Raw genomic sequence first — 23,797 nt, forward strand, 5'->3', positions numbered from 1 at the left:
AGAGAGTTTAAGAGGGGGTTATCAAAAAATCCAAGCTTTGTTTTAGCAGTTGCGCACCTTTCAAGGTCATGATACTCTCAGGGTGGAATTGGTAGGCTAGGGCTTTGTCTTGGGGGTGGTAAATTCCCATGATAATGTCTTGGTAATGGGCGATCACTTGCAGGCAGTCTGGCAAATCACTCACCATTAAAGAATGGTAACGCCCCACTTGTAAGCAATCTCCTAGCCCCTTAAAAGCCTCAAAGGGTTTTAGAGTGATGGGGGAGCTTTTTCCATGCACAATGGCAGGGCTGCGCACAACCCGCGCGCCATAACTCTGTGCCAAAGCCTGCAACCCTAAGCAAATCCCCAAAATAGGGAAATGCCCGCGTGTCTTAGCTAGAATAGGGAGCAGTTGCCCGGCATGCTCAGGGTCGCTAGGTCCCGGGGAGATAAAAAGAAGGGTTTTTTCTTTTTCACCTTGCATCCTCTCAAAAAGCGTATTGGCTGGGGTGGTGTTGCGCAAAACCAACACAGAATGCCCCAAACCCTCTAAGTCATAAACAAGATTGTAAGTGAACGAGTCAAAATTATCAATGAAGTAAATTTTCATGCATGTGTCTTTAAGATTGCAGAAATTACAGATTGTGCTTTTGCCTTTGTTTCGGCGATCTCAGCCTCAATAAGGCTATCTAAAACAATGCCCGCGCCCGTTTGGATAATAGCCCGCTGATTTTGCACAAAAGCAGAGCGGATAATAATACAAGTATCCATCGATCCATCGGCGCATAAATAGCCTATCGAACCCCCATAAGAACCCCGCCTCTTGCCCTCAAGTTGAGCGATGAGTTTGAGCGCAGCAATTTTAGGCGCGCCACTCAAAGTCCCCGCATTCATAAAACTTCTATAGGCATGCAGAGCGTCTAAACCCTCTTTGAGCTCCCCCTGCACAGCTGAAGTGAGGTGCATCACATGGGCGTATTTTTCTACCTTCAATAATTTGCTCACAAGTCTTGTATGGGGTTTGGCAACTCTAGCGATGTCATTGCGGGCTAAATCCACTAGCATGATATGTTCTGCCCTCTCTTTGGCATCGCTTTGTAAATCCAGTTCAAGGCGGTTATCTAGGTCGTGATCAATCGTGCCATCCGGGTTTTTACCCCGCGCTCTTGTGCCCGCAATGGGGTAAATTTGCACCAAATTAGTGGAGGCATCGTATTTTAACGCGCTCTCAGGACTAGCCCCAAAGAGTGTAAAATCCTCCATTTGCAAATAAAACATGTAAGGACTAGGATTTTGTGCCTTGAGATAAAAATAAGCGCTCAAGGGGTCTTTACAAGATAAATAAAAACTCCTAGAGGGCACAGCTTGGAAAATCTCCCCAGCCCTGATTTCTTCTTGGAGCTTAGAGACCATACATCCAAAAGCCTCATCGCTACAATTTGTGCTTAAAGTGCTTTCTTGAGGGTGAGATTGCGGGCTAAAATCCTCTTGTGTGGTGTTAGCAAGCGCGGCAAGCTGCGCGATTTGTTCTTGGATTTGGGCTTGGTGTTGTGGGGCAAAACAAGCCCCAAAAATTTGGGTGCTCTGTTTTTGGTGATCGATGAGCACTAAAGTTTGTGCTACAAGAAAGACAAAATCCGGCGCGCTATTATCTTGCACGCTTAAAATGGGCAAATCCTCAAACGCACCGATGAGCTCAAAGCCAAAAAACCCCGCACAAAATAGCCCATAGGGATTTTGGGGGCGTTGCTCTACACATGCAAACACGGCGCGCAAAGCATCTAGGGGGCTGGGCATTTGCAGTTTTAAAAACTCGTCCTGTAATTGCGTATTTTTGGGGTAGTGTAGGCTTAAACTCTTGTCTGTGGGACTCACACCTACAAAGTTAGCGAGTTTGTGCAAAAGGGCTTGCCCGTTTGTATTCAAAGCTTCGATCTTGACACTGGAATGCTGGCAGGTGAGTTTCAAGCAGGCTTGATTTAAGATAATGGATTTAGTGTGCGCTTTATTGTCCGCTTGAGCACTCTCTAATAAAAGAGTGTTAGGACCTTGAAGCTTGGCATATAAAGCGAGCGGATGGGGAACATAGGGGGCGTTTTGCTCCAAAATAATCATTCTTATCCTTTGGGGCGTATTGTAGCGCAATGGACTTAACTCAAGTTTTTTACTCTTATGTGAAATTTTAGCCTGTTAGTAGTATATTTTTAGTTTTGATTTTAAGAATTGACCTTAAAATTTGGAGAGCGCATGGAAGAAATTGTGGTGGCTTTAGTGGGGCAACCCAATGTGGGCAAGAGTTCTCTCATCAATGCAATCAGTGGGGCGCACTTGAAAGTGGGTAATTTTGCCGGGGTTACGGTGGAAAAAACCCAAGTGAGCACGACTTACAACAACACCAAGATCACCATTGTAGACTTGCCGGGCATCTATGCTTTAAATGATTTTACGATCGAAGAAAAAGTCAGTAGGCAATTTTTAGAGAATGAACACTTTGATTTGATCTTAAATGTATTGGACTGCACTAACTTAGAGCGTAATTTGAGTTTGAGCACGCAATTACTCCACACACCCCATAAGGTGCTGATGGCACTCAATATGTGGGATGAAGCCCAAAAAGAGGGGTTACAAATTGATGTAGATGCACTTTCTAAAGATTTGGGAGTTCCTTGTATTCCCACCTCTGCACACGCGCATTTTAACATGGATCAACTCTTAGAGCAACTTATCACTTTGCACCGCCAAACCCAACGCTCTACAACTCTAAGCGTCCAATCTAAAGAAGAGATGGCAGTGTTTTGCCACGATTTAGCCAAAAAGGTATCGCGCCGTGAAGCGGGCATGCCCACCTACACGCAAAAAATAGACAAATACCTCATGCACCCTATTTATGGTGTTCCTATTTTCTTAGGCTTGATGTTCGTTGTGTTTTTTATGAGTTTTCTAGTGGGAGGAGGGGTGCAAGGCTATGTAGATGATGGGTTTGCATGGCTAGCTGAAACTCTTAAAACCCATATCCCTAATGCTCAAATTGGCTCACTTTTAGGCGATGGGATCATCGGAGGGGTAGGGGCGGTGCTTTCTTTTTTACCCTTAATTGTGGTGTTGTATTTGGGAATCTCTTTGCTAGAAGCTACTGGGTACATGAGCCGCGTGGCGTTCTTATTAGATGGGATTTTTCACAAATTTGGTTTGCATGGTAAGAGTTTTATCCCCTTAATTACGGGCTTTGGCTGTTCTGTGCCTGCCTATATGGCGACACGCACTTTGCAAAACCAACATGAGCGACTCATCACTCTCTTTGTAATCGGTTTTATGAGCTGTAGCGCGCGTTTGCCTATTTATGTGCTCTTTGTAGGAGCGTTTTTCCCGGATAAATACGCGAGTTTTGTTCTCTTTTTGATCTATGTCTTGGGTGCAGTTGTGGCTCTCTTGATGGCAAAATTTCTCAAACTCAGCGTTTTTAAGGGGCAAGAAGAGTCCTTTGTGATGGAAATGCCCAAATACCGCATGCCCAGCCCCAAAGTGATTTGGTACAGCATTTACACCAAATCGCTCTCTTATCTCAAAAAAGCGGGCACTTACATTTTGGGCGGGGCGATTCTCATTTGGTTTGCCTCTGCCTACCCTAGGGATACCCAAATGTTAGAGAAGTACCAAGCCCAACAAGCACACCTTGAGGCTAGCTCTTTAGAAGCCAGCGCCAAACAAGAAGCTCTAGCTAGTTTAGAGGAGAAAAAACAACAAGAGATTTTAGAAAATAGCTTTGTGGGGCGTGCGGGGCGCAGTATTGATGGACTGTTTAAGCCGATGGATTTTGATTGGCGGCTTTCTATTTCCTTAGTAACGGGTTTTATGGCTAAGGAAGTGGTCGTCTCTACTTTAGGTGTGCTTTACGCGCTAGGGGACACCAGCCAAGCATCTAAATCATTCCGTATGGCGCTCAAAAAACATGTGAGTGTGCCCTCTGCCATCGCCTTTATCGTCTTTGTTATGTTTTACATCCCCTGTTTTGCCGCGACAATTACCTTTGGTAAAGAAGCCGGTGGGGTAAAATTTGTGCTTTATCTCTTTATTTTCACCACAGCGGTGGCCTATTTATTCTCATTAATAGCTTTTTATGCGACTAAATTATGCCTTATTCTCTTTTGAGGTGAATATCTCTTGACTTATATTTCTCATTTATGATATAATAATGATACAAACTAAATAAAGGAGTTTTGTATGTTGCCTTCAGAAACAATTAAATTACTTAACGCGCAAGTGATGGATGAGTTTTTCTCAGCCAATCTGTATATGAGCATGAGTTCTTGGTGCTATACCCATAGCTTTGATGGAGCGGGCTTGTTCTTGTTTGAGCATGCTAGTGATGAATACGCGCACGCGACTAAGATCATCACTTACTTGAATGAAAATGAAGTGGGTGTGCACCTCAAAGAAATCAAAGCCCCTGAACACGAGTTTAAAAATCTCGTAGAGGTTTTTGAAAAAGCCTATAAACACGAGCAGCACATCACCCATTCCATCAATACCCTTGTGGATAAAATGCTTAGCACTAAAGATTACGCCACTTTTAATTTCCTACAATGGTATGTGGCTGAACAACACGAGGAAGAAGTGCTCTTCAAAAACATCTTGGATAAAATCAAATTGATGGGTGAGAGCGGGCATGGATTGTATTTGGCCGATCAATACATCCGCAGTATTGCCAAAGATCAAAAGTAATCTCACATAGCCCCCTTGGGGGCAATCGCACTTTTTAATTTTTTTCTTATTAACTTTCCATTAGAGATATTTTTTTAATACTCCGCCAGCAATGCAAATTGCTAAACCAATAGTAGGAGTTTTTATGGGTAGCATTGGAAGTATGGGTAAACCCATTGAAGGTTTCTTGGTTGCGGCAATTCAATTCCCTGTGCCTATTGTGAATAGTCGGGCAGATATTGATAAAAATATTGAGAGCATTATTAGGACTTTGCACGCCACTAAAGCGGGTTATCCGGGCGTGGAGCTTATCATTTTCCCTGAATACAGCACACAGGGGCTAAACACTGCTAAGTGGTTGAGTGAGGAATTTTTGCTCGATGTGCCGGGTAAAGAAACCCAGATGTATGCGCAGGCGTGCAAAGAGGCCGGGGTTTTTGGGGTGTTCTCTATAATGGAGCGCAATCCCGATCCTAACAAAAATCCTTACAACACCGCCATCATCATTAACCCTAAGGGCGAAATTGTGTTGAAATACCGCAAACTCTTCCCTTGGAATCCTATCGAACCTTGGTATCCCGGGGATTTGGGCATGCCTGTGTGTGAGGGTCCGGGAGGCTCAAAACTAGCCGTGTGTATCTGCCATGATGGCATGATCCCAGAGCTTGCACGCGAAGCGGCTTACAAAGGGTGCAATGTCTATATCCGCATCTCTGGTTATAGCACCCAAGTTAACGATCAATGGATTTTGACTAACCGCTCCAATGCATGGCACAACTTGATGTATACCGTGAGCGTGAATTTGGCCGGCTATGACAATGTGTTCTACTATTTTGGAGAAGGGCAAATCTGTAATTTTGATGGCACTACCCTTGTGCAAGGGCATCGCAACCCATGGGAGATTGTAACTGGGGAGATCTATCCTAAAATGGCTGACAATGCGCGCCTAAGCTGGGGCTTGGAAAACAACATCTACAATCTAGGACACCGCGGGTATGTGGCCAAACCCGGAGGTGAAAGCGATGCAGGCTTGACCTACATCAAAGATTTGGCTGCTGGCAAATACAAATTGCCTTGGGAGGATCATATGAAAATCAAAGATGGTTCAATTTATGGCTATCCTACTACTGGTGGGCGTTTCGGGAAGTAGGTTTTATTAATAAGGAGGGGGATATTCAAATTCTTTTGGTAAAATTTAGATAAAAGACCAAGGGGATTTTCTGTGCACAAGAAAGTTTTTCTAGCTGTAGCCGGGGGCGTGTTGGGTGGGTTGTTTTTTGCCGGTTGCTCGCCTGTTATAGATGCTAGAGTGCAAGGTTTTCAATACACTATCTATTTTAATGCCAATGATTTCGAGATAGGGCGCTCAGTTACTGCGGAGATTCCCTACGATCCATCTAATCCTCATATCTACGAGATGTTGCTCAATAAAGCCATTGCGGCCAATAAATGCGATACGATTGTTTTCCCGCGTTATGAAATTATTGGGAAAACTTTTGGGCGGGATCGGATTCGCCTCACTGGCAGAGTAGCGACCTATAAGGGAAAATAGCCCCTAAAACTTCTTCTTGTTTGTATCCTCCAAAATATCTGTAGCAATGCGCTGGACATCCTTGCTAATACTCAAACATTCATTGGCGATCTCGATATTATGGCTTAAGTTTCCATCAAATCGGACAATGACCTGATTAATATCTAACACCGCATCGGCTTGTTCTTTGATTGCTGTTGAATTGTCTGCAATGCTTTGCACTAACACATTAATATTGCTCTCAATCTCACCTAAAGATTTTTGCGTTCTCTCGGCAAGTTTTCTCACTTCATCAGCCACCACAGCAAAACCGCGTCCATGCTCTCCTGCTCTAGCAGCTTCAATAGCCGCATTGAGCGCGAGCAAGTTTGTTTGATCGGCAATGTCTCTGATCATCTCGACCACACTTTTAATCTCTTGGCTTTGGGCAATCATGCTATCGCTCTTAGCGCTCACATCGCTAATGCGTTGGGTGATGGTTTCAATGCTCTCTGTAGTGTTTTTAATCTCTTGGCTTTGTTGTGCTGAGTTTTGCGCCAGCTTGTCCATACTTGTTTTAAGCTCTACAGCTTTTTCGCTCAAGGCATTAGCAAAACCTAAAGAGACATGGAGCATTTTTGTAATCTCTGTGCCTAATTGGTTAATAGCTAATTCGACATCTCCTTGCGCATTTTCAATATTTCTTGTGAAGTCTAAATCTTGATAGGCATGGACCACACTTAAAATTTTTCCTAAATCCGATCCAACTTTTTTCTCTAAACTGGCAATCATGGTGTGCAAAGTTGTGATGAGTTCGCAAATCTGAGGGGTAGCTCCTTGTTCGCATTGCAGATGATCAGCCACAATCAAACCTTTTTCAACACTGGTAGCACTTAAAGTGGCTTGTCCTACCATTTTATTGTCTGTAGCAAAGGTGGTTTGGATTTTAGAAATATTATCACAAATAGTGTTGCGCATCATGCCTAATTCATCACGATATAGAGATTTCTCTAATTGTATATTAGTTTTTTCATGCCTTAAAAAACTGAAAAAATCCATAAGTATTTTCAGCATATTATTTAATCTTTGCACAACTTGAATGCGCATATAAAAGTAAAGAACACTCATTGCGATTGAAAATGTGATCAAGCACCCAATAATAATCACATGGCGGATTTCATTGAGTTCCTCAAAAGCCTTGTCTTTGCTAAAAACAGCAGATATAACCCAATTATGCGATTTATCATCTAAAACGCGATCAAAGGGTGTGAAACTATATAGTGTAGCGATAATATCGCGATCTAGCACAGGAGAATGCCATTCTGCAATGCCCACATCACCCGGACGCGAATTTCTTCTAAAATCTAACACACTCTGAGAAGCCCGATCTTTCATCACCTCTGTAAATTGCTTGCCTTGAAGAGTGTGATCGCGGTGGATGGCTAAAATACTATCATCACTGCCCACCATAAAGCCATTTTGATCGCCCATAGGGAATATTTGCTGTTGCAGGTAGCTAAAATCTACAAAAACACCAACGAGCGCGATAGTTTTTTCACGAGATTTAATAGGCACGACTATTGTAGTGCCAAAAGCCTTACTCCCATCTATGAGAGTGGTCGATTTGACAAGGTCTCGGGTATTTTTTTGTTGTTGCAATAGTTTATCCACCACAGGGCAATGCAATATGCTTTGGCTATTTTGCGCTTGGAAAAACTTTCCATCTGCAGTTTTGACAACCTCTAAACTCCGTCTAGGCTGGTTGCTATCCAGCAGAATTAAAAATGCCTGGCGGATATAAATGTCTGCATTAGACTCTACAATCTTGGCTAACATCGCGCGCATTTCATCAGTTTCGCCAAGTTCCCATGTGTTTGCGCTCAAATAGGCACTAAAATTGTGCAGAGTGCGTCCTACAGCGTGCAAAACCATAATCACCTTTGCAGCTTTCGATTTTGCCTGCTCCTTGAGAATCTGTTCTGAGTTATCTCGATAACTTGCGTTCATAATGGCCAAGAGGTAAAAATTCAGCCCTCCAAAAGTAACCAAAAGGGTGCAAAAGAGAATCAACATAATTCTAGGGCCGAGTCGCAGATTCTTAAACACCTAACACTCCTAAAACTTCTTCTTGTTTGTATCCTCCAAAATATCTGTAGCAATGCGCTGGACATCCCTGCTAATACTCAAACATTCATTGGCGATCTCGATATTATGGCTTAAGTTTCCATCAAATCGGACAATGACCTGATTAATATCTAACACCGCATCGGCTTGTTCTTTGATTGCTGTTGAATTGTCTGCGATGCTTTGCACTAACACATTAATATTGCTCTCAATCTCTCCTAGAGATTTTTGTGTTCTCTCGGCAAGTTTTCTGACTTCATCAGCCACCACAGCAAAACCGCGTCCATGCTCTCCTGCTCTAGCAGCTTCAATAGCCGCATTGAGTGCGAGCAAGTTTGTTTGATCGGCAATGTCTCTGATCATCTCGACCACACTTTTAATCTCTTGGCTTTGGGCAATCATGCTATCGCTCTTAGCGCTCACATCGCTAATGCGTTGGGTGATGGTTTCAATGCTCTCTGTGGTGTTTTTAATCTCTTGGCTTTGTTGTTCTGAGTTTTGTGCCAGTTTGTCCATGCTTGTTTTCAGCCCTATGGCTTTCTCACTCAAGGCGTTGGCAAAACCTAAAGACACATGGAGCATTTTTGTAATCTCTGTGCCTAATTGATTGATAGCTAATTCTACATCTCCTTTTGCATTATCAATATTGCTCGTAAAATCCAAATTTTGATAAGCATGGACCACACTTAAAATTTTTCCTAAATCCGATCCAACTTTTTTCTCTAAACTGGTAATCATAGTGTGCAAAGTTGTGATGAGCTCGCAAATCTGAGGGGTAGCTCCTTGTTCGCATTGCAGATGATCAGCCACAATCAAACCTTTTTCAACACTGGTAGCACTTAAAGTGGCTTGTCCTACCATTTTATTGTCTGTAGCAAAGGTGGTTTGGATGTGGCTGACATTCTCAATAATGCCTTTAAACATTTTCCCAATTTCATCATTGTAGCGCACCTTATAAAACCGAATATCATCTGCTTCATGGCGTAAAAATTTAAAAAAGGACTCTAAAACATTTCCCATCTCTTGGAGACGCTTTAACACTTGATTGTGCAAGAAGAAATAGAGGGCCAAAATAATACAAATGATGGTCAAAATCCCCCCAAAGATAATAATTTTACGCATCACATACAGATCGGCAAACACTTTCTTTTTATCTATGGCAGATGCAACCACCCAATTAAAATCAACACGGGGCAAAATTCGCGAAAAGGGTCTAAAAGCATAGAGAGTCGCGATGGTATTGGCTTTAAGATTTTCTGAATACCATTCAACAATTCTTGTCTCTCCGGGTTTGGCATTTTTGCGAAAATCAATAATTTGTTGGGAGTCCGCACCCGACATCACCTCCAAAAATTTGCGGCCTTGTATGGAATGATTGGTGTGGATAGCCAAGATTGTATCGCGCCGTCCGATCAAAAAGCCGTTTAAATCACCTTCGGGAAAATATTGATCTTGGATACGCCCAAAATCGATCAGCACTCCTACAATAGCAATCATTTGTCCATTATACATGATGGGCAGAGCGACAATATTGCCAAAAATTTTTTCTCCATTTAAAGCGCTCATGGGCACTGTGGAACTTCTAGCACTCTCTCTAGTCTCTAACGCCCTACGCATTGCAATGGCATCGAGAATACTAGGGTTATTGTGGAAAATTTCAATGCGATTGTCTTTTGTCTTTAAAACGCCTAGACTTTGTTGTGGTTTGGACTGGGAATCTAAAATAACCAAGAGGGCCTCGCGGATATGCCCTCTGTCATTGGTTTCAATGAGGCTAGTGAGCATGGCCTGCATTTTGGCATCTTCTAACAAAATTTTAGGGTTAGATACCATGTAGCTTGCAAAATTGGTAATGGCACGGCTAATATTGTGCAATGCACGGATAACAGCGTTGGCTTTAATGGTGGTCTGCTCTTTTAAGATCTTTTCCGCATTGTCTCTGAGCATGGAAGTGGCGTTTATCAATAAGACGGTGGCTAAAACTCCATACATGAGGAGTAAGATCAAAGAGATCACCAAAACAATCTTCGTGCCCAATTTCATGTTTTTGAACATGTAACTCCCTTTTGTTCGCGATGTGGCGTTAAAGATGTTTTCAAAGAACTAGGAATAATGATAAGTTTTGAAGTTTTGAAGTTTTGAAGTTTTGAAGTTTTGAAGTTTTGAAGTTTTGAAGTTTTGAAGTTTTGAAGTTTTGAAGTTTTGAAGTTTTGAAGTTTTGAAGTTTTGAAGTTTTGAAGTTTTGCCACGCCTATCCTTAAAATTTCTTTTTATTAGTGTCATCTAAAATATCCGTAGCGACCGCCTCAATATCTTTGCTAATATCCAAACATTTATTGGCGATACTGACATTGTGGCTCAAGTTGGCATCAAATTGCGCAATGACCTGATTAATATCTAACACCGCATCGGCCTGTTCTTTGATCGCTGTTGAATTGTCCGCGATGCTTTGCACCAGCACATTAATATTGCTCTCAATCTCACCTAAAGATTTTTGTGTTCTCTCAGCAAGTTTGCGCACTTCATCAGCCACCACAGCAAAACCGCGTCCATGCTCTCCTGCTCTAGCAGCTTCAATAGAAGCATTTAGAGCTAATAAATTGGTTTGATCAGCGATGTCTGAAATCATCTCTACGACATTTTTAATCTCGTGGCTTTGGGCAATCATGCCATCGCTCTTATTGCTCACAGCAGTGATGTTTTGGGTGATTGTTTCGATACCCTGTGTAGTTTGTTTAATCTCCTTGGATTGTTGGATGGATTGGGCGACAAGTTCGTCCATACTAGATTTTAAAACCTGACATTTTGTATTCAGAATATTGGCAAAATTCAAAGAGGTGCGCAACATTGCCACGATTTCGCTACCTAGTTGGTTAGTCGCTATTTCAAAATCGCCTTTGGGTTTTTTGATTTTGGAAGTAAAATCTAAGTTCTGATAGGCGCGCACCACTTGTAAAATCGTATTTAAGTCCGTGCCCACCCGCTGTTCCAAAAAGGCAATCATGGCGTTGGTAGTTTGTATTAACTCAGAGAGATTGGGAGTCTTGGCTTGCGTGTACACGCGTTGGGTGATATCGCCCCGTTCCACTGCAGCTGCCACAGAGGTCATATCTTGCATGACAGCGTTGTCATGAGTGAATGTCTCTTGAATATTGCTGATGTTTTTGTTGATTAGGTGCAACATGTCTGCAAGTTCATCATTACCCTGTGGTTCAACAATCACAACCTCGACATTTTCATGATTAAGAAGTTTAAAGAAACTTTGCAGTGTTTTAGAAACGCAGTTAACACGGCCCACAATTTTGTGCATATAGAAAAAGACAGCGATTATCGTGAAGACATAAATAATGATCAAGATAAATATAATGCCTGTCCGCATATGCGCTACGTATTGATAAAGATCGCTCTTAGAAATGACCGCACCAACCATCCAGTTGTGCATTTGAGGAATGACATCTAGGGGGTGGAAAGTGTGCATGGCCAAAATTGCCTCTGAGTGCAACACATCAGAATAAAAACTTGTGAGTTTTTGGCTGTTTGCAGAGGCTTTTTCTCTAAACTCTTCGATAGCTTTTACTTCTTCGCTTTTCATAACATCGTGAAAATTCTTGCCCTGAAGATTGTGATCGCGATTGATCGCAAAGATGCGATTACCCTTTCCTAATAAAAATCCATTTTCATTGCTTGCTGTAGGAAAATAGATATCTTGCAAGACTTCCATGCTCAAAAATATGCCAGCTACAGCGACAAGTTTTTGCGATGCATCAAAAATAGGCATGGCCATAGTGTAGCCAAAATGTTGTTTGTTATCAAGCAGAAGGGTTGAATCGGTGGAACTACGACTAGGCTTACGAGTTTGGATAACTTGTTTAAGTAGAGGAGATTGCAAGATAAGAGGAGTGTTCTTGTAGAGCTTCACACTTCCGTCAGTTTCTTCAAAGACCTCGTAGCTAACATAGGGTTGTTGGTCATGCACAAAAACTAGCCACGCTTCATCGACAAATTTTTTATGACGGACTAATTTTTTGATATTATCTTGTAAGGTCTTCTCTGGGGCATCTTTTAAAAACGCAAATCCATAACCAGAAAAATAGGTTGTATAATTGAGCAAAGAGATTGATACGGCATTGAGATCTAGGGTGATGTTTATGACTTTGTTGGAGGCTTGTGCGGCGACTGAAATATTGGCATTGTGCATTAATATTTTCGTAACCTCATGGACAAAATAAGCTCCCAATACAACAAAAGAGAAAAGCAGAATCACAGACATCATCATGACACTCTTGACTCCAAGCTTCAACTTAACCATTTAAATCCTTTAAATCTTTAAGCGATGATTGCAGGTTTTGTGGCACACTCTCCAAGTAGAGACTTTGAGAAGGGAAAGCAAAGCTTAGACCTAATTCCTCGACAATTTTCATAATTTTTAGCATCACATCTTCCTTAATGGCCAACCATTCTCCCCACACAACACTTTTAGAAAAGCAATAAACTAAAATATTGATCGAGCTATCTCCAAAATTGTCTACAAACACAAAAAGGTTAGATTTATACCCCATTAAATCATCGATAGAAACAATGTGTTCGCGATCCATCATGTAATCGTGCTGGGCGTTTAACTCTTGCTTGGCAGAGGCGTCCAAATCAGAGATTTTAGCAATATGGGGGTGCTCTTCTAGCATCGTGCGGATCGCCAACACACACTGGCTAAGTTGCTCTCTGGTGGAACTATAAGTGAGGCCAATATTCATTTTAATTCTGCGCCCCACTTTACGGCGATTCCAGTTACGGATAGACTTGCCGGCTAACTCTGAGTTAGGCACAAATAACAGTGCGTTGTCAAAACCCCTCACCGTGGTGCGTCTAAGACCCATTTCCACTACCGTGCCCTCCACATCCCCGCACACAATCCAATCCCCTTGCCCAAAAGAATTGTCCAAGAGCAGGATTACTGAGGCAAAGAAGTTGGCCAGCAAATCCTTAACCGCTAAAGCGACTGCCAAACCACCGATACCCAAAGAGGCAATGATGGCTGAAATATTAAAGCCTAGCTGTTTGAGCATGGCTAGAATCGTAATGGTAACAATGAAAAAATAAGCCACTTTTAAAATGAGATTCACCACTTCTCGTCTAAAGCCATTCTTTTTAGAAGCTAAAGTAGCCAAGAGGGCCGCGCCATAAGCTTTAAAAAGCGCGATCCCCAACCAACCCAAGAGAGAAATATAGATCACGCCCAAGTACATATTGAACTTAATGGGAGCTGGGTGGGGATAATGCAAAATATCTATGGAAATGTCAAAGCTATAGATAAGCAAAAAAGTAGAAATGGGAGTGATAATGCTATTGCGGATTCTTTGCTGCACTTGTTCATTTTTGCGGCTAAAGCGCACAAAGAGATCCAAAAAGCGGATAAAAAGCGTGGTGATGAGCTTTCTTAGTGTGAGCAAGAATAAAAGCAGGACAAGAGAGAGTAAAATCTTAGCGCTCTGCAACCCGTGCGAAGAGGGAAAAAATTTATTGATGACTGCAGCTACGCGCTCTAAGATCCACTGCATGTCAATATTAAAAAGGATATTCTTAGCGAGCACCTGACGGGGATTTTTCTGAATGTAGTGCAACACTTCTACATAAGTTCTAAGCTTAAGTTTATAATCACTCAGAAGTTCCTGAAGTTGTTGTGTCTTAATCGAGTCGAGATTGGTCGGGATGGCATAACTTCTTGAAGAGGCCTCTTCAAATTTAAGTAAAGTGGCCATGCTGAGCGCGTTAATATCTTTTTCTTGACTGAAAAAGTCAAGAGTGGTGCGCAATTTTTTTAAGAAATCATACATCTGCTGATCGGCTTCTAGGATTTTGAGCTCGAGAGTGCTATGGATATACGCATAAATATCATTGGTGTGGCTATTTTTGAGCAAGGTTTTTTTAAGTTTATATTGTTGCTCTAAATTCGTTTTAATGTTAATACCGATTTGTTCCTGACTATTGAGCAGGCGGAGCGCAAAGGCGTGGATGAGATCGTTTTTTTGATCGCTATAAAGAGGGATTTCAGAGCGTTTTGTGGGATCTTTCTCGTAACGGGCGATCACCTGATTGAGCTGGTTAATCTGTTTTAAAAGCAAATAGAGATCGACAACATCCGGGTCGTCTTCTGCGCGCGCTAGCGTGCATACACACACAAGGCAGAGGAAAAGGGCGCGTAGGAATTTCATGGGGCTAACACACATGTTTTAAAAAGTTCGCCCCGTTCTTGATAAGAGCTAAACTGATCCAGACTAGCCGCACTAGGAGAGAGGAGCGCGATTTGATCTTTTTTTAAAGAAGTTTTGATGGCATCCACAGCGCGCTCTAAATCTCCACATAACAACGCATCTACTTTGTAGCGATGAGCCATTTCTACCATCGTTTGCGCGCTAGTTCCAATGGTATAAATGCGTGTCTGCATACTAGCTAGAATTTCAAAAAGCGGAGTTAGGTCCACGCCCTTAGTATCCCCTCCTACAATCAAATGCACAAAGCGATCAGCAAAACATGCCAACGCTTTAAGTGTGGCGTCCACATTGGTCGCCTTGCTGTCATTAATCCATGTGCGCCCTTGCGAATCGACAATTTCTTCTAAGCGATGGGGTTTCAGCGTGTAGCTATTGAGGCGATCGTAATCTGCCTGTCCTGTCATCAGTTTAGCCACGCTCAAGGCTAAAAGCGCATCAAGCAAAAAAGGTTCTTTAAAGCGCACACGCGATCTATCTAAACCCATGTTTTCAGCTAGGTGGTTTGAATTTTCATAAAAAATTAGGTCTAAATCCTTAGCCTCGCGCACTAAAATATGATCTCTAAGGGTTGCTTCCAAAAATACAGGACTTTTTTTATCCATGAGGCGCAGGGGTTTTAATTTCGCCTCTACATACGCCTCATAATTCCCATGCCAGCCTACATGATCTTGGGCTAGAGGGAGCAGGGCGTAAAAATTGGGCGCGTAGCGTTCCGTATAGTGCAGGCTAAAGGAGCTGGTTTCTAAAATCCATAAAGGAGCTTGAGGCAACTCAATGAGGGGCACGCCGATATTGCCCCCCACCATCCCCCCAAAGGGCGCGCAAAGCAGACCTAGCATTTCTGTAGTAGTGGTTTTTCCATTAGTTCCACTCACAAAACAAGTCGTGGGCACAGACACAAGAGAAGCGACATAGTCGTATTCACTCATAAGATGTTTGCTGGCCAAAACTAAGGGGTGTGTAGGAGGAAATCCGGGGCTGACAATCTCTAGGCAAGAGGTTTGAGGATCAAAATGCGCTGAGGGGAGGAGAGGTTGGCCATGTAAATCGCTTTGAGGTGTCAAGATAGCATCGTCATAAATGCGGTAGGGAAAGGTGCGCTGGTGCAAATAGCTAGCAAGAGCTCGATTCGTGCGCCCATGTCCAAGCAGAGAGATCATATCATCCACCTAATAGCCTAATTAAGAGCCTAAACTCTAGCATAGAAAGCCTGAATTAACGCACTTTCAGACTGAGCAACGCCACAAGATTGCTTAAGATTGCCACAATCCAAAAACGCAAAATAATTTTATTTTCAGGCCATCCTTTGGATTCGAAATGGTGGTGCAAGGGCGCCATGCGGAAGATTCGCTTTTTACGCACTTTATAACTCCCTATTTGCAAAATCACCGAAGTGGCTTCCAACACAAAAACCAAGCCGATTAAAAATAATAAAATTTCATTATTAGTGATAATAGCCATATAGGCGATAAAACCTCCAATACCTAAACTCCCACTATCTCCCATAAACACTTCAGCCGGAAAAGCATTAAACCATAAAAAGCCTAGCAAAGCTCCCATCAGTGCAGAAGAAACCACCACGACCTCCCCACTATGGATTACCTTAGGATAAAGCAAATATTTACTAAACTCCGCATTGCCCACGACATAAATAAAGACGCTTAAACTTAGTAGAGCGCAGACACTAGGCACGGTAACCAAGCCATCTAAGCCATCGGTCAGATTAACAGCATTGGTTGTAGAAATAAACACCAACACCCAAAAACCTAGCAGTAAAAAGGGGTGATCTTGGAAAGAGAAAATAGGGTTTTTCAAAAAGGGCACATAGAGGTCTTTTTCTTCCATTAAATGGGAGAGACAATAAGCAATCCCCAAAGACACGGCGAGCAACAAGCCCATTTTGAGGCGTGCGGAAATGCCGGCATTCTTTTTTTGGCGGATTTTGGTGTAATCATCCTGCATGCCAATCGCACCAAAGGCGAGCAAACTAAAAAGAGCTAGTAGCACAAAGGGATTGTCTAACCTCGCTGTTAGTAACGAAGCTACGATAGCTGTGCCTAAAAACACGATGCCCCCCATCGTGGGTGTGTCTTTTTTATTTTGGTGAGGAATGTAGTTAGAAATAGGCTGACTTCTTTTGGTCGCCTTGGCCCAAGTGATGAACTTAGGCATCAAATAGACACAGACAAAAAAGCTAATAAAAAAGGCTAAACCTGCGCGGAAAGTAAGATACTGGAAAATATTCACACCAAAGAAAGTATAGAGATAGTACAACATTGCCAATCTTTAATGAAGTGGGATACTAAATTTTAACATAAGCCCCCTAGCTTTAAGCTTGTAATCTCTTGAGTTCAGGTGTAAAAAAACGCCTTCAACATTCATTCATCTTTTATGGTGTAGGCAATGGGTATCTTAAGATGCACGGTTTGCTTAGGTGTGGGAAAAAGTCTAGAAGCCTCTTTGACTGCTTGCATAGCGGCATGGTTTAAAATATCCGATCCAGAACTCTTGGCAACCCTAATATCTGTGGTCGTGCCATCGGCATTGATCACAAATTCTACTAACACCTCTCCCTCAATTCCGCGCACCATCGCCATGCGAGGGTATCGATTCCTTGAGGAAATGGCCATCTGAATTTTCATCAAAAATTCATTGCTCACCCCGGGGTTATAGGCCATCGCGCTTGTTTGCGCTCCCTCAGATTTCTGATTAGATTCGGCTTGTTTTTGTTGCTTATTAGCTTTTGCATTGCTATTAGCGGACTTGGCATTGCTATTGGCATCTTGCGAGCTCTCTTGCGATGCAGACTTAGCCGGTTGGGCAGGTTCTGGTTTGGGCTCGGGTTTTGAAGGAGCGGGTTCTGGTTTGGGCTCGGGCTTGGGTTCTGGTTTAGGGGGAGTTGGCTCGGGTTTGGGTTCTGGCTTAGGCTCGGGTTTTGGAATGGGTTTAGGCTCGGGTTTAGGCTCGGGCTTGGGTTCTGGTTTGGGAATGGGGGTGGGTTTTGGCGTGGGTTCTGGTTTAGGAGTGGGCTTGGGCTTTGGTTGGGGTTTAGGTTTAGGTTTAGGATGAGGTTTGGGTTTATGGTGATGGGGCTTGTGTTCTTGCTTTGGTTTTTCTTGAGGTTTGGGTGCTGGTGCTGCACTCTTGGCAGCTTGGGCATGTTGGAGTTGTGCAGATTGTGTATTGATACTGGCTAAACTCATGGTCATGCGTTGCGTGCCCACATGGGCTAATTGTTCTATTTTGGGCGGATTGACTAAAAAAAACCACAATGACAGAGCGTATAGGGCAGTGGCACTTAGAAACCCTATGCGGTTAGAAAATTTACTTTGTTGCTGTAGAGATAGAGAAGTTTTCATGATTTTGGGCTTTGAGAATGTCCATAATCTCAATAAAGGTGCCGAATTTAGAATCTTTATCGCTACGCAAATCTACTAAAATTTTAGGATCGGTCTTAGCAATCAAACCTTTTAAGTCTTCTAAGCTTTGGGGTTTGTCGTCTACATAAATTTCATCGGATTTATTCACCACAATGGTGATTTTTTTCTCTTCTTGATGTATTTTTTGTGCGCTGCTCGCGCTAGGGAGATTAACCTTAATCTTGCCCTCTGCAATGAAAGTAGACACGCTCAACACTAATGCCAAAAGCACCAACATCACATCAATGAAAGGCACAACATTCAGGCCGTCCCCCCGCTTCAGTCTGACTTTCATGTTCTAAGCCCCTTTTTGATACAGCCTAAAGCGCTCTGAAAGAATGTCCACTTTGCGTAAAAAGGCATTATAAACAATTAGGGTGGGAATGGCTACTAACAACCCAAAAGCGGTGGCTTTGAGTGCTAAGGAGAGTCCTAAAGTGATGGCTTTAGCGTCTAAACCGGTCACGCTTGTGCTCATGTCATAAAAGGTAACCATCACGCCTAAAATAGTGCCTAAAAGTCCTACATAGGGGGCATTAGAGTAGATGATATAGAGCATGGTGAGGTTTTTTGTCAAATCCATATCCAATCTATCCGGGTCTTCATAAAGACTAAAGTCTATACGCGCGTAGAAAATGATGCGCTCAATAGTGAACCATAGCGCTAAAAACCCCATAATTCCTAGCACGCTAAAAACCCCAATATCCACATATTCGCCGACTAGCTTTGCTGAAAACCCTTCACCCATGCATGCCCTTCAGTGTTAAAAATAGGGCCGATTGTATTTGTTTTGTAATAAAAAGTCAAGTTCAATAAAATTTTTTATAATACCAAGTTAAAAAAGATACGCATAGCCTAGAAAAAACTGACTGAGGGGTGTAATACTCAAGGTTTGTTTTAAAGTTTGCTGTGTGCCCGGATTGCTATTGCCATAGTTATACCAATTTTGCGCACTAAATTTATAGCAAGGAAATTTCCATCCTAGCGTGAGACGGTTATGTTTGCCCACATACAGCTGTGTCCCCACATTTATAAAAAAGCCACTCCCAGCAGCAAAAAAGCGTGTTTTTTTGCCTAATGCCTGATTAACAAAGCGATCGCTCCAAAACATCGTGTACTCCACACCTCCACCCACAAATATCCCCCATTTCAAAAAGAGATTTAAAAAGAGAAATTGAGAGTGAAGCTTTTTTGCCAAAGAATTCGTATGTTTTTTCACCAAGTAATCTATAGGTATATTAAGAAAAAAATCAACATTCAGGCCTAGAGAGACCGCATTGGCCGGATGTTGGAGCAAACTTTCCTGAGGGGTTGGGGTAGAGCAAAGTCCCAAGGGGTTACTTGCACTTAATCTAGCACAAGGAGAGCTGTAGTTATTAGGCACAGCCAAATCACCCCCCACATTTTTAAAGCCATCAGGGGGAGGGTTGCCATTTGTAACCGCTTGAGGAATCACATTCCCCGTAGTGGGATCAACGGCTTTGATGTATTGAGGATCGTAATTTTTGCCCCCTTTATTCTCTACCTTGTAACGCTCTCCTAGTGCTGCATGGGTGTATTCCATAGTCCCATAAACCCGCATTCCACTAATCGCCAATTTGTCAAAAAAAAGTTCATCGCCCACCGTGTAGGTGAAAGCAAAACTCGGCTGTTTGTCGCGCGTATAAAACCCGATGAGCTCATCCCCCTTACAATTATTGCTAGGACAAGCAGGTGATCCATCCGGTTTTGTGCTCGGATTAACCATGCTCACCTGCTGGCCATAACTGCCCTCAAAACCTATGCTTGCCCCTAAGCGCGCGCCTGTAAAAATATGATTGCTCACCCCCATCAAGGGCAAACACCCCGCCCCCAAAACTATTAAGTTCTTAAACATTAGACGCTTTGATTATTCAGGGTGATAATCTGAGGGAGATCGTGCAAATCCTGCGCTTGGCTAAAAAACTCCTCCACCTGCGCGCGCGCCACTAATGGATCGCTCATGCTATTGACCACTCCCTTAAACGCGCTCGCCCCCGCATGTCCCTTAGCATAAGCGTGTAAGTTCTTGCGAAACATCACCACCCCTCTGACTCCGTAAAATTCCACCATCTTATCAAAGTGTTCCAAGACCAAATCTTTTTTAAGCACGGGGGGTAATTCCTGTGTGTTGTGTTTGATCTGCCAAAAAATCCAAGGTTTGATCAAACTAGCCCGCCCGATCATCACCCCCTGCGCCCCTGTGTAGGCGCGCACCTCTTGGGCTTTGGCTACGCTGTCAATCTCGCCATTGACAATCAAGGGTTTATTTAAGATAGAGCGCATCAAGCGCACACTTTCATAATCAATCTTTTCTTTTTTGTAGCGATCCGCGCGCGTGCGCGCATGCACCACCACAAAATCCACAGGGGCATCATTGAGCGCATGTGCGATCTCTTCTGGAATTTTGCGCTCAAAGCCTAAGCGTACTTTCACGCTGGTATAGGGTTTATTAGTGTGCTCACGCACCACTTTTAAAAGCTTGACTAAGTGGTTTAAGTCTTTAAGGAGTCCGCTCCCATTGCCATGGTTAGCCACTTTGGGGGCTGGGCAACCACAATTAAAATCTACAATGTCGATTCCCTCCACTTGGTTAAGCAACTCGACCGCTCTTTGCACAATCTCTACTTTAGAGCCGGCAATTTGCACGCTAAAAGGGTTTTCATGGGGGGATTTCTCTAGCATCTTAGCAGTTTTCTCAAAAGCATGCACGAGCGCGTGGCTACTCACCATCTCGCTCACGGTTACATCTACCCCAAAGCGTTTCACTACACTTCTAAAAGGCAAATCCGTATAACCCGCTAAAGGGGCTAAAAATAATAAATTATCAAATTGGAGTTTAGACATGTGGGGCATTTTAACTAATTTTCTCTTAACGCGGGGCATTCTTTGGCATATTGTAATAACGCTTCTCTCTCATTGCACACAGCCCCGCACATCACCCCCTCTAAACACGCCTTTAAAAGCGCGCCCACTTGCGTGCCTTGAAAACCAAGTTCTAACAAGTCTGTGCCCTTGATCGCCAAATGGCGCAACGCATAAGCTTCGCGTTTGTGCAAAATATCTTTAAGTTCACTTTTTAAACGCGCGCTTAAAACGGGGTCTTGGGTTTGATAAAAGCCTAGCAAAGCGCGCAGTTCGCCTAAATACAAACTTTGTAATTGTGTTTTGATCCAAAGGCGGGAGGGTTCTTGGGGCTCTAGGGGGAAGTGGGCATGCAGTTTGTGTAAGGATTGGGTGAGTTTTTTAGAAAATTTTAAACGCGTGCAAAAATCACGCAGGGTTTGGGTGTCCCAAGATTGGGCTAAATAGAGCAAGCGCGCGCGCAAATTCAAAGGGGTGTTTTCTAATCCCTCTAAGGGCTTTAAGCGCGCTTTTAAAGTCTTTTCTAAGAGAGATTGAAAAGGCGCACAAGAGCGCACAAAATCCCCCAGCAAGAGTTTAAAAAACTCCATGCAGATGCGTTCTTTGGCGATGTGTTCTAGTAAGGGGGCTTGTTCCCATAGGGCTTTTTGAGTAACCTCTTCCAAACTAAAACCTAGCACGCTAGAAAAACGCAGGGCGCGTAAAATCCGCAAAGCGTCCTCTTGCAGGCGCAAAGTCGGATCGCCCACCAACCTTAAAACCCCTTTTTTTAAATCTTCCAGCCCACTATATAAATCTAAAAGTCCTTTTTGAGGGTGGAGGGCTAGGGCGTTGATGGTGAAATCACGCCGTGCTAAATCGCTTTCTATGGACTTTACAAATTTTAATGCGCTAGGGTGGCGGTGATCTCTATATTCTCCCTCCTGCCTAAAAGTGGTGATCTCAAAAAGCCACCCCTCAAAGCCCACCCCTAAAGTGCCAAAGGCACGCCCTAGCTCTATAATTTTTATCCCCTCCATGCCCTCTAGGAGAGCTTTTAACTGGTCTGGAGTTGCGCTAGAGGCCAGATCGTAATCTTTGGGCTCTTTACCCAAGAGCAGATCGCGTACACTTCCCCCCACGATACATGCTTGATAACCCCCCTGCTCGATCATAGCGTGCAAAGTTAGCAGACTGGAGGGCAGAGCGCGCTTTAAGCGCAAAAAAGAGGTGTCCCAATCGGCCATGTTATAATGATTCTAAAAGGTCCATCATGTTGCATCCCTTTGATCTAGCAAAAATGCTCACCATTCAAGATTTTAAAACACACACCTGTGTGCTCTGCTTTAGTGGGGGGCAGGATAGCACCACTCTAGCTCTTTGGGCAAAACGCGTTTTTGAACAAACTTATTTACTAGGCTTTGATTACGATCAAAAACACGCCATCGAACTCGCCCAAGCGCACAAAATCGCGCGCATGCTAGAGTTGCCCTATAAGGTGCTTGATCTCTCTTGTTTGCAAGAAATCAGCACTTCTGCCCTTTTTGCCCACACTTCCCACGCGCTCAACACGCCCCACCCCCAAGCCCAAGACCTGCCTAGCTCCTTTGTGCCCGATCGCAACGCGCTTTTTATCACGCTAGCGCACGCTTACGCCTTTAATTTGGGCGCGCAAGCGGTGTTGTTAGGGGTGTCTATGCAGGATTATAGCGGGTATTTTGATTGTCGGCAAAATTTTATAGAGAGTTTGCAAACTAGCTTGAATTTGGGGGCTTTTGGCAAAAAAGAGGGGATTAATCTGCTAGCTCCTTTAATGTTTTCTAGTAAGGCCCAAGAGTTCCAGCTCGCCCACGCTTTGGGGGGGTTAGAGTTGATTTTAGAGCACACCCATACATGCTATGAGGGAGTGCGAGAGAGTCGCCATGAGTTTGGCTATGGGTGCGGGGTCTGTCCTGCATGCCAACTGCGCCAACAGGGTTATATGAAGTTTTTAGACACTAAATAAAATTGATAGTATAAGACTAAAGTTTTATGCTATAATGATTCTAAATTTTTAAAAAAAGGATCACAATGGGAAAAAGTCTCTACCAAACTTTAGAAGTCAGCGAAAACGCCAGTCCGGAGGAAATCAAGCGATCTTACCGCAGATTGGCGCGTAAATACCACCCCGATCTTAACAAGGGTAAGGAAGCCGAAGAGAAGTTTAAAGAGATCAACGCCGCCTATGAAATCTTGAGTGATAACCAAAAACGCGCCCAATACGATCAGTTTGGAGATAGCATGTTTGGGGGGCAGAATTTTAGCGACTTTGCCCGCACACAGGGGGGAGGTGCGAATTTTGATGACATTTTGTCTCAAATCTTTGGGGGAGGTTTTGGAGGTTTTAATACGGGATTTAGGAATACGGGTTTTGGTTTCAATCGGGATATGCTAGATGTTCAAATCGATTTGCAAATTAGCTTGAGAGAAGCCGTGTTGGGCGCACAACGCAAGATACAAGTTTCTGCCAATGAGAGTTTTGAAATCAAGATTCCTGCGGGTGTGAAAGAGGGTGAGGTGTTGCGCGCGCGGGGTAAGGGACACCAACAAGCAGGCATGCGTGGGGACGCGCTTTTAAAAGTGCATGTGTTAGAAGATAAGGAATATACAAGGAATGGAGATGATTTAACAAAGAGTTTTGATGTGCCTTTAAAAACGGCGTTATTTGGGGGTAAAGTAGATGTTCAGACCCTCTATAAAGATGTGTCTTTGAAGATTCCCCCCAATACCAAAAACGCCCAAAAATTCCGCCTCAAAGAACTCGGGGTTAAAAACCGCAAGAGCGGACAGATGGGAGATCTGTATTTGAACGCTAATGTGATCTTGCCCCACACCGATCACATGAGCATAGAGGTCAAACAGGCTTTACAGCAACTCCCCTAAAGGATCGC

21 protein-coding genes are annotated in these 23,797 nt (G+C 43.3%); 6 read left to right on the plus strand and 15 right to left on the minus strand.

Annotated features, from left to right (window positions below; translation table 11 throughout):
• Window positions 1-7: 7 nt before the first annotated feature.
• Window positions 8-592, minus strand: a complete 585-nt coding sequence (locus HFELIS_RS04340) for an aminodeoxychorismate/anthranilate synthase component II (RefSeq protein ID WP_013469319.1) — start codon at window positions 590-592, stop codon at window positions 8-10.
• The gene (trpE, locus tag HFELIS_RS04345) at window positions 589-2,097 is read right to left on the minus strand and encodes an anthranilate synthase component I (RefSeq protein ID WP_013469320.1); all 1,509 of its coding nucleotides are present in this window, start codon (window positions 2,095-2,097) and stop codon (window positions 589-591) included. Before trpE ends, HFELIS_RS04340 begins: the two co-directional genes overlap by 4 nt.
• A 132-nt stretch (window positions 2,098-2,229) precedes the next feature.
• On the opposite strand from trpE, the gene feoB reads away from it, so the two are divergent.
• The 4 genes from feoB to HFELIS_RS04365 all read left to right on the plus strand — a co-directional run bounded on the left by feoB (window position 2,230) and on the right by HFELIS_RS04365 (window position 6,235).
• The gene (feoB, locus tag HFELIS_RS04350; RefSeq protein ID WP_013469321.1) at window positions 2,230-4,131 is read left to right on the plus strand and encodes a ferrous iron transport protein B; all 1,902 of its coding nucleotides are present in this window, start codon (window positions 2,230-2,232) and stop codon (window positions 4,129-4,131) included.
• A gap of 72 nt (window positions 4,132-4,203) precedes the next feature.
• The gene (locus HFELIS_RS04355) at window positions 4,204-4,704 is read left to right on the plus strand and encodes a ferritin (RefSeq protein ID WP_013469322.1); all 501 of its coding nucleotides are present in this window, start codon (window positions 4,204-4,206) and stop codon (window positions 4,702-4,704) included.
• 124 nt (window positions 4,705-4,828) lie between these two features.
• The gene (locus HFELIS_RS04360; RefSeq protein ID WP_013469323.1) at window positions 4,829-5,833 is read left to right on the plus strand and encodes a formamidase; all 1,005 of its coding nucleotides are present in this window, start codon (window positions 4,829-4,831) and stop codon (window positions 5,831-5,833) included.
• 72 nt (window positions 5,834-5,905) lie between these two features.
• Complete coding sequence (locus tag HFELIS_RS04365) at window positions 5,906-6,235, plus strand: hypothetical protein (RefSeq protein WP_013469324.1); 330 nt, start codon at window positions 5,906-5,908, stop codon at window positions 6,233-6,235.
• 3 nt (window positions 6,236-6,238) lie between these two features.
• On the opposite strand, the gene HFELIS_RS09550 is transcribed toward HFELIS_RS04365, so the two are convergent.
• The 13 genes from HFELIS_RS09550 to HFELIS_RS04430 form a co-directional block, all read right to left on the minus strand.
• Window positions 6,239-8,266 carry a methyl-accepting chemotaxis protein gene (locus tag HFELIS_RS09550; protein ID WP_331429263.1) on the minus strand — a complete coding sequence of 676 codons (2,028 nt, stop codon included), beginning with the start codon at window positions 8,264-8,266 and terminating at the stop codon, window positions 6,239-6,241.
• Between the two features lie 42 nt (window positions 8,267-8,308).
• Complete coding sequence (locus tag HFELIS_RS09555) at window positions 8,309-10,372, minus strand: methyl-accepting chemotaxis protein (protein WP_013469326.1); 2,064 nt, start codon at window positions 10,370-10,372, stop codon at window positions 8,309-8,311.
• Window positions 10,357-10,566 carry a hypothetical protein gene (locus tag HFELIS_RS04380; RefSeq protein ID WP_041302789.1) on the minus strand — a complete coding sequence of 70 codons (210 nt, stop codon included), beginning with the start codon at window positions 10,564-10,566 and terminating at the stop codon, window positions 10,357-10,359. The genes HFELIS_RS09555 and HFELIS_RS04380 overlap by 16 nt, the downstream gene beginning before the upstream one ends.
• A gap of 8 nt (window positions 10,567-10,574) precedes the next feature.
• Window positions 10,575-12,626, minus strand: a complete 2,052-nt coding sequence (locus tag HFELIS_RS09500) for a methyl-accepting chemotaxis protein (RefSeq protein ID WP_013469327.1) — start codon at window positions 12,624-12,626, stop codon at window positions 10,575-10,577.
• Entirely contained in the window at window positions 12,619-14,526 is a 1,908-nt protein-coding gene (locus HFELIS_RS04390) for a mechanosensitive ion channel family protein (protein ID WP_013469328.1), read from the minus strand. The genes HFELIS_RS09500 and HFELIS_RS04390 overlap by 8 nt, the downstream gene beginning before the upstream one ends.
• A complete protein-coding gene (murD, locus tag HFELIS_RS04395) occupies window positions 14,523-15,746 on the minus strand; it encodes a UDP-N-acetylmuramoyl-L-alanine--D-glutamate ligase (protein WP_013469329.1) in 1,224 nt (407 codons plus the stop codon). Before murD ends, HFELIS_RS04390 begins: the two co-directional genes overlap by 4 nt.
• Before the next feature lie 55 nt (window positions 15,747-15,801).
• Window positions 15,802-16,863 carry a phospho-N-acetylmuramoyl-pentapeptide-transferase gene (gene mraY, locus HFELIS_RS04400; RefSeq protein WP_013469330.1) on the minus strand — a complete coding sequence of 354 codons (1,062 nt, stop codon included), beginning with the start codon at window positions 16,861-16,863 and terminating at the stop codon, window positions 15,802-15,804.
• A gap of 101 nt (window positions 16,864-16,964) precedes the next feature.
• Window positions 16,965-17,945 carry an energy transducer TonB gene (locus tag HFELIS_RS04405; protein WP_013469331.1) on the minus strand — a complete coding sequence of 327 codons (981 nt, stop codon included), beginning with the start codon at window positions 17,943-17,945 and terminating at the stop codon, window positions 16,965-16,967.
• On the minus strand, window positions 17,911-18,300 hold the full coding sequence (gene exbD / locus HFELIS_RS04410; protein WP_013469332.1) for a TonB system transport protein ExbD: 390 nt from the start codon (window positions 18,298-18,300) through the stop codon (window positions 17,911-17,913). Before exbD ends, HFELIS_RS04405 begins: the two co-directional genes overlap by 35 nt.
• Before the next feature lie 3 nt (window positions 18,301-18,303).
• The gene (gene exbB / locus HFELIS_RS04415; RefSeq protein ID WP_013469333.1) at window positions 18,304-18,753 is read right to left on the minus strand and encodes a TonB-system energizer ExbB; all 450 of its coding nucleotides are present in this window, start codon (window positions 18,751-18,753) and stop codon (window positions 18,304-18,306) included.
• Window positions 18,754-18,840: 87 nt separating this feature from the next.
• Window positions 18,841-19,881 carry an outer membrane beta-barrel protein gene (locus tag HFELIS_RS04420; protein ID WP_013469334.1) on the minus strand — a complete coding sequence of 347 codons (1,041 nt, stop codon included), beginning with the start codon at window positions 19,879-19,881 and terminating at the stop codon, window positions 18,841-18,843.
• Window positions 19,881-20,870, minus strand: a complete 990-nt coding sequence (locus HFELIS_RS04425) for a tRNA dihydrouridine synthase (RefSeq protein WP_041303198.1) — start codon at window positions 20,868-20,870, stop codon at window positions 19,881-19,883. Before HFELIS_RS04425 ends, HFELIS_RS04420 begins: the two co-directional genes overlap by 1 nt.
• 14 nt (window positions 20,871-20,884) lie before the next feature.
• Window positions 20,885-22,114 carry a [cytidine(C)-cytidine(C)-adenosine (A)]-adding enzyme gene (locus tag HFELIS_RS04430; RefSeq protein ID WP_013469336.1) on the minus strand — a complete coding sequence of 410 codons (1,230 nt, stop codon included), beginning with the start codon at window positions 22,112-22,114 and terminating at the stop codon, window positions 20,885-20,887.
• A 26-nt stretch (window positions 22,115-22,140) separates the two neighbouring features.
• On the opposite strand from HFELIS_RS04430, the gene queC reads away from it, so the two are divergent.
• Together queC and HFELIS_RS04440 are read left to right on the plus strand one after the other, a co-directional pair.
• On the plus strand, window positions 22,141-22,872 hold the full coding sequence (gene queC, locus HFELIS_RS04435; RefSeq protein WP_013469337.1) for a 7-cyano-7-deazaguanine synthase QueC: 732 nt from the start codon (window positions 22,141-22,143) through the stop codon (window positions 22,870-22,872).
• Between the two features lie 65 nt (window positions 22,873-22,937).
• On the plus strand, window positions 22,938-23,789 hold the full coding sequence (locus HFELIS_RS04440) for a DnaJ family protein (protein ID WP_013469338.1): 852 nt from the start codon (window positions 22,938-22,940) through the stop codon (window positions 23,787-23,789).
• The last annotated feature ends 8 nt before the right edge of the window (window positions 23,790-23,797 follow it).

The organism is Helicobacter felis ATCC 49179 (assembly GCF_000200595.1).
GTDB classification, from domain to species: Bacteria; Campylobacterota; Campylobacteria; order Campylobacterales; family Helicobacteraceae; genus Helicobacter; species Helicobacter felis.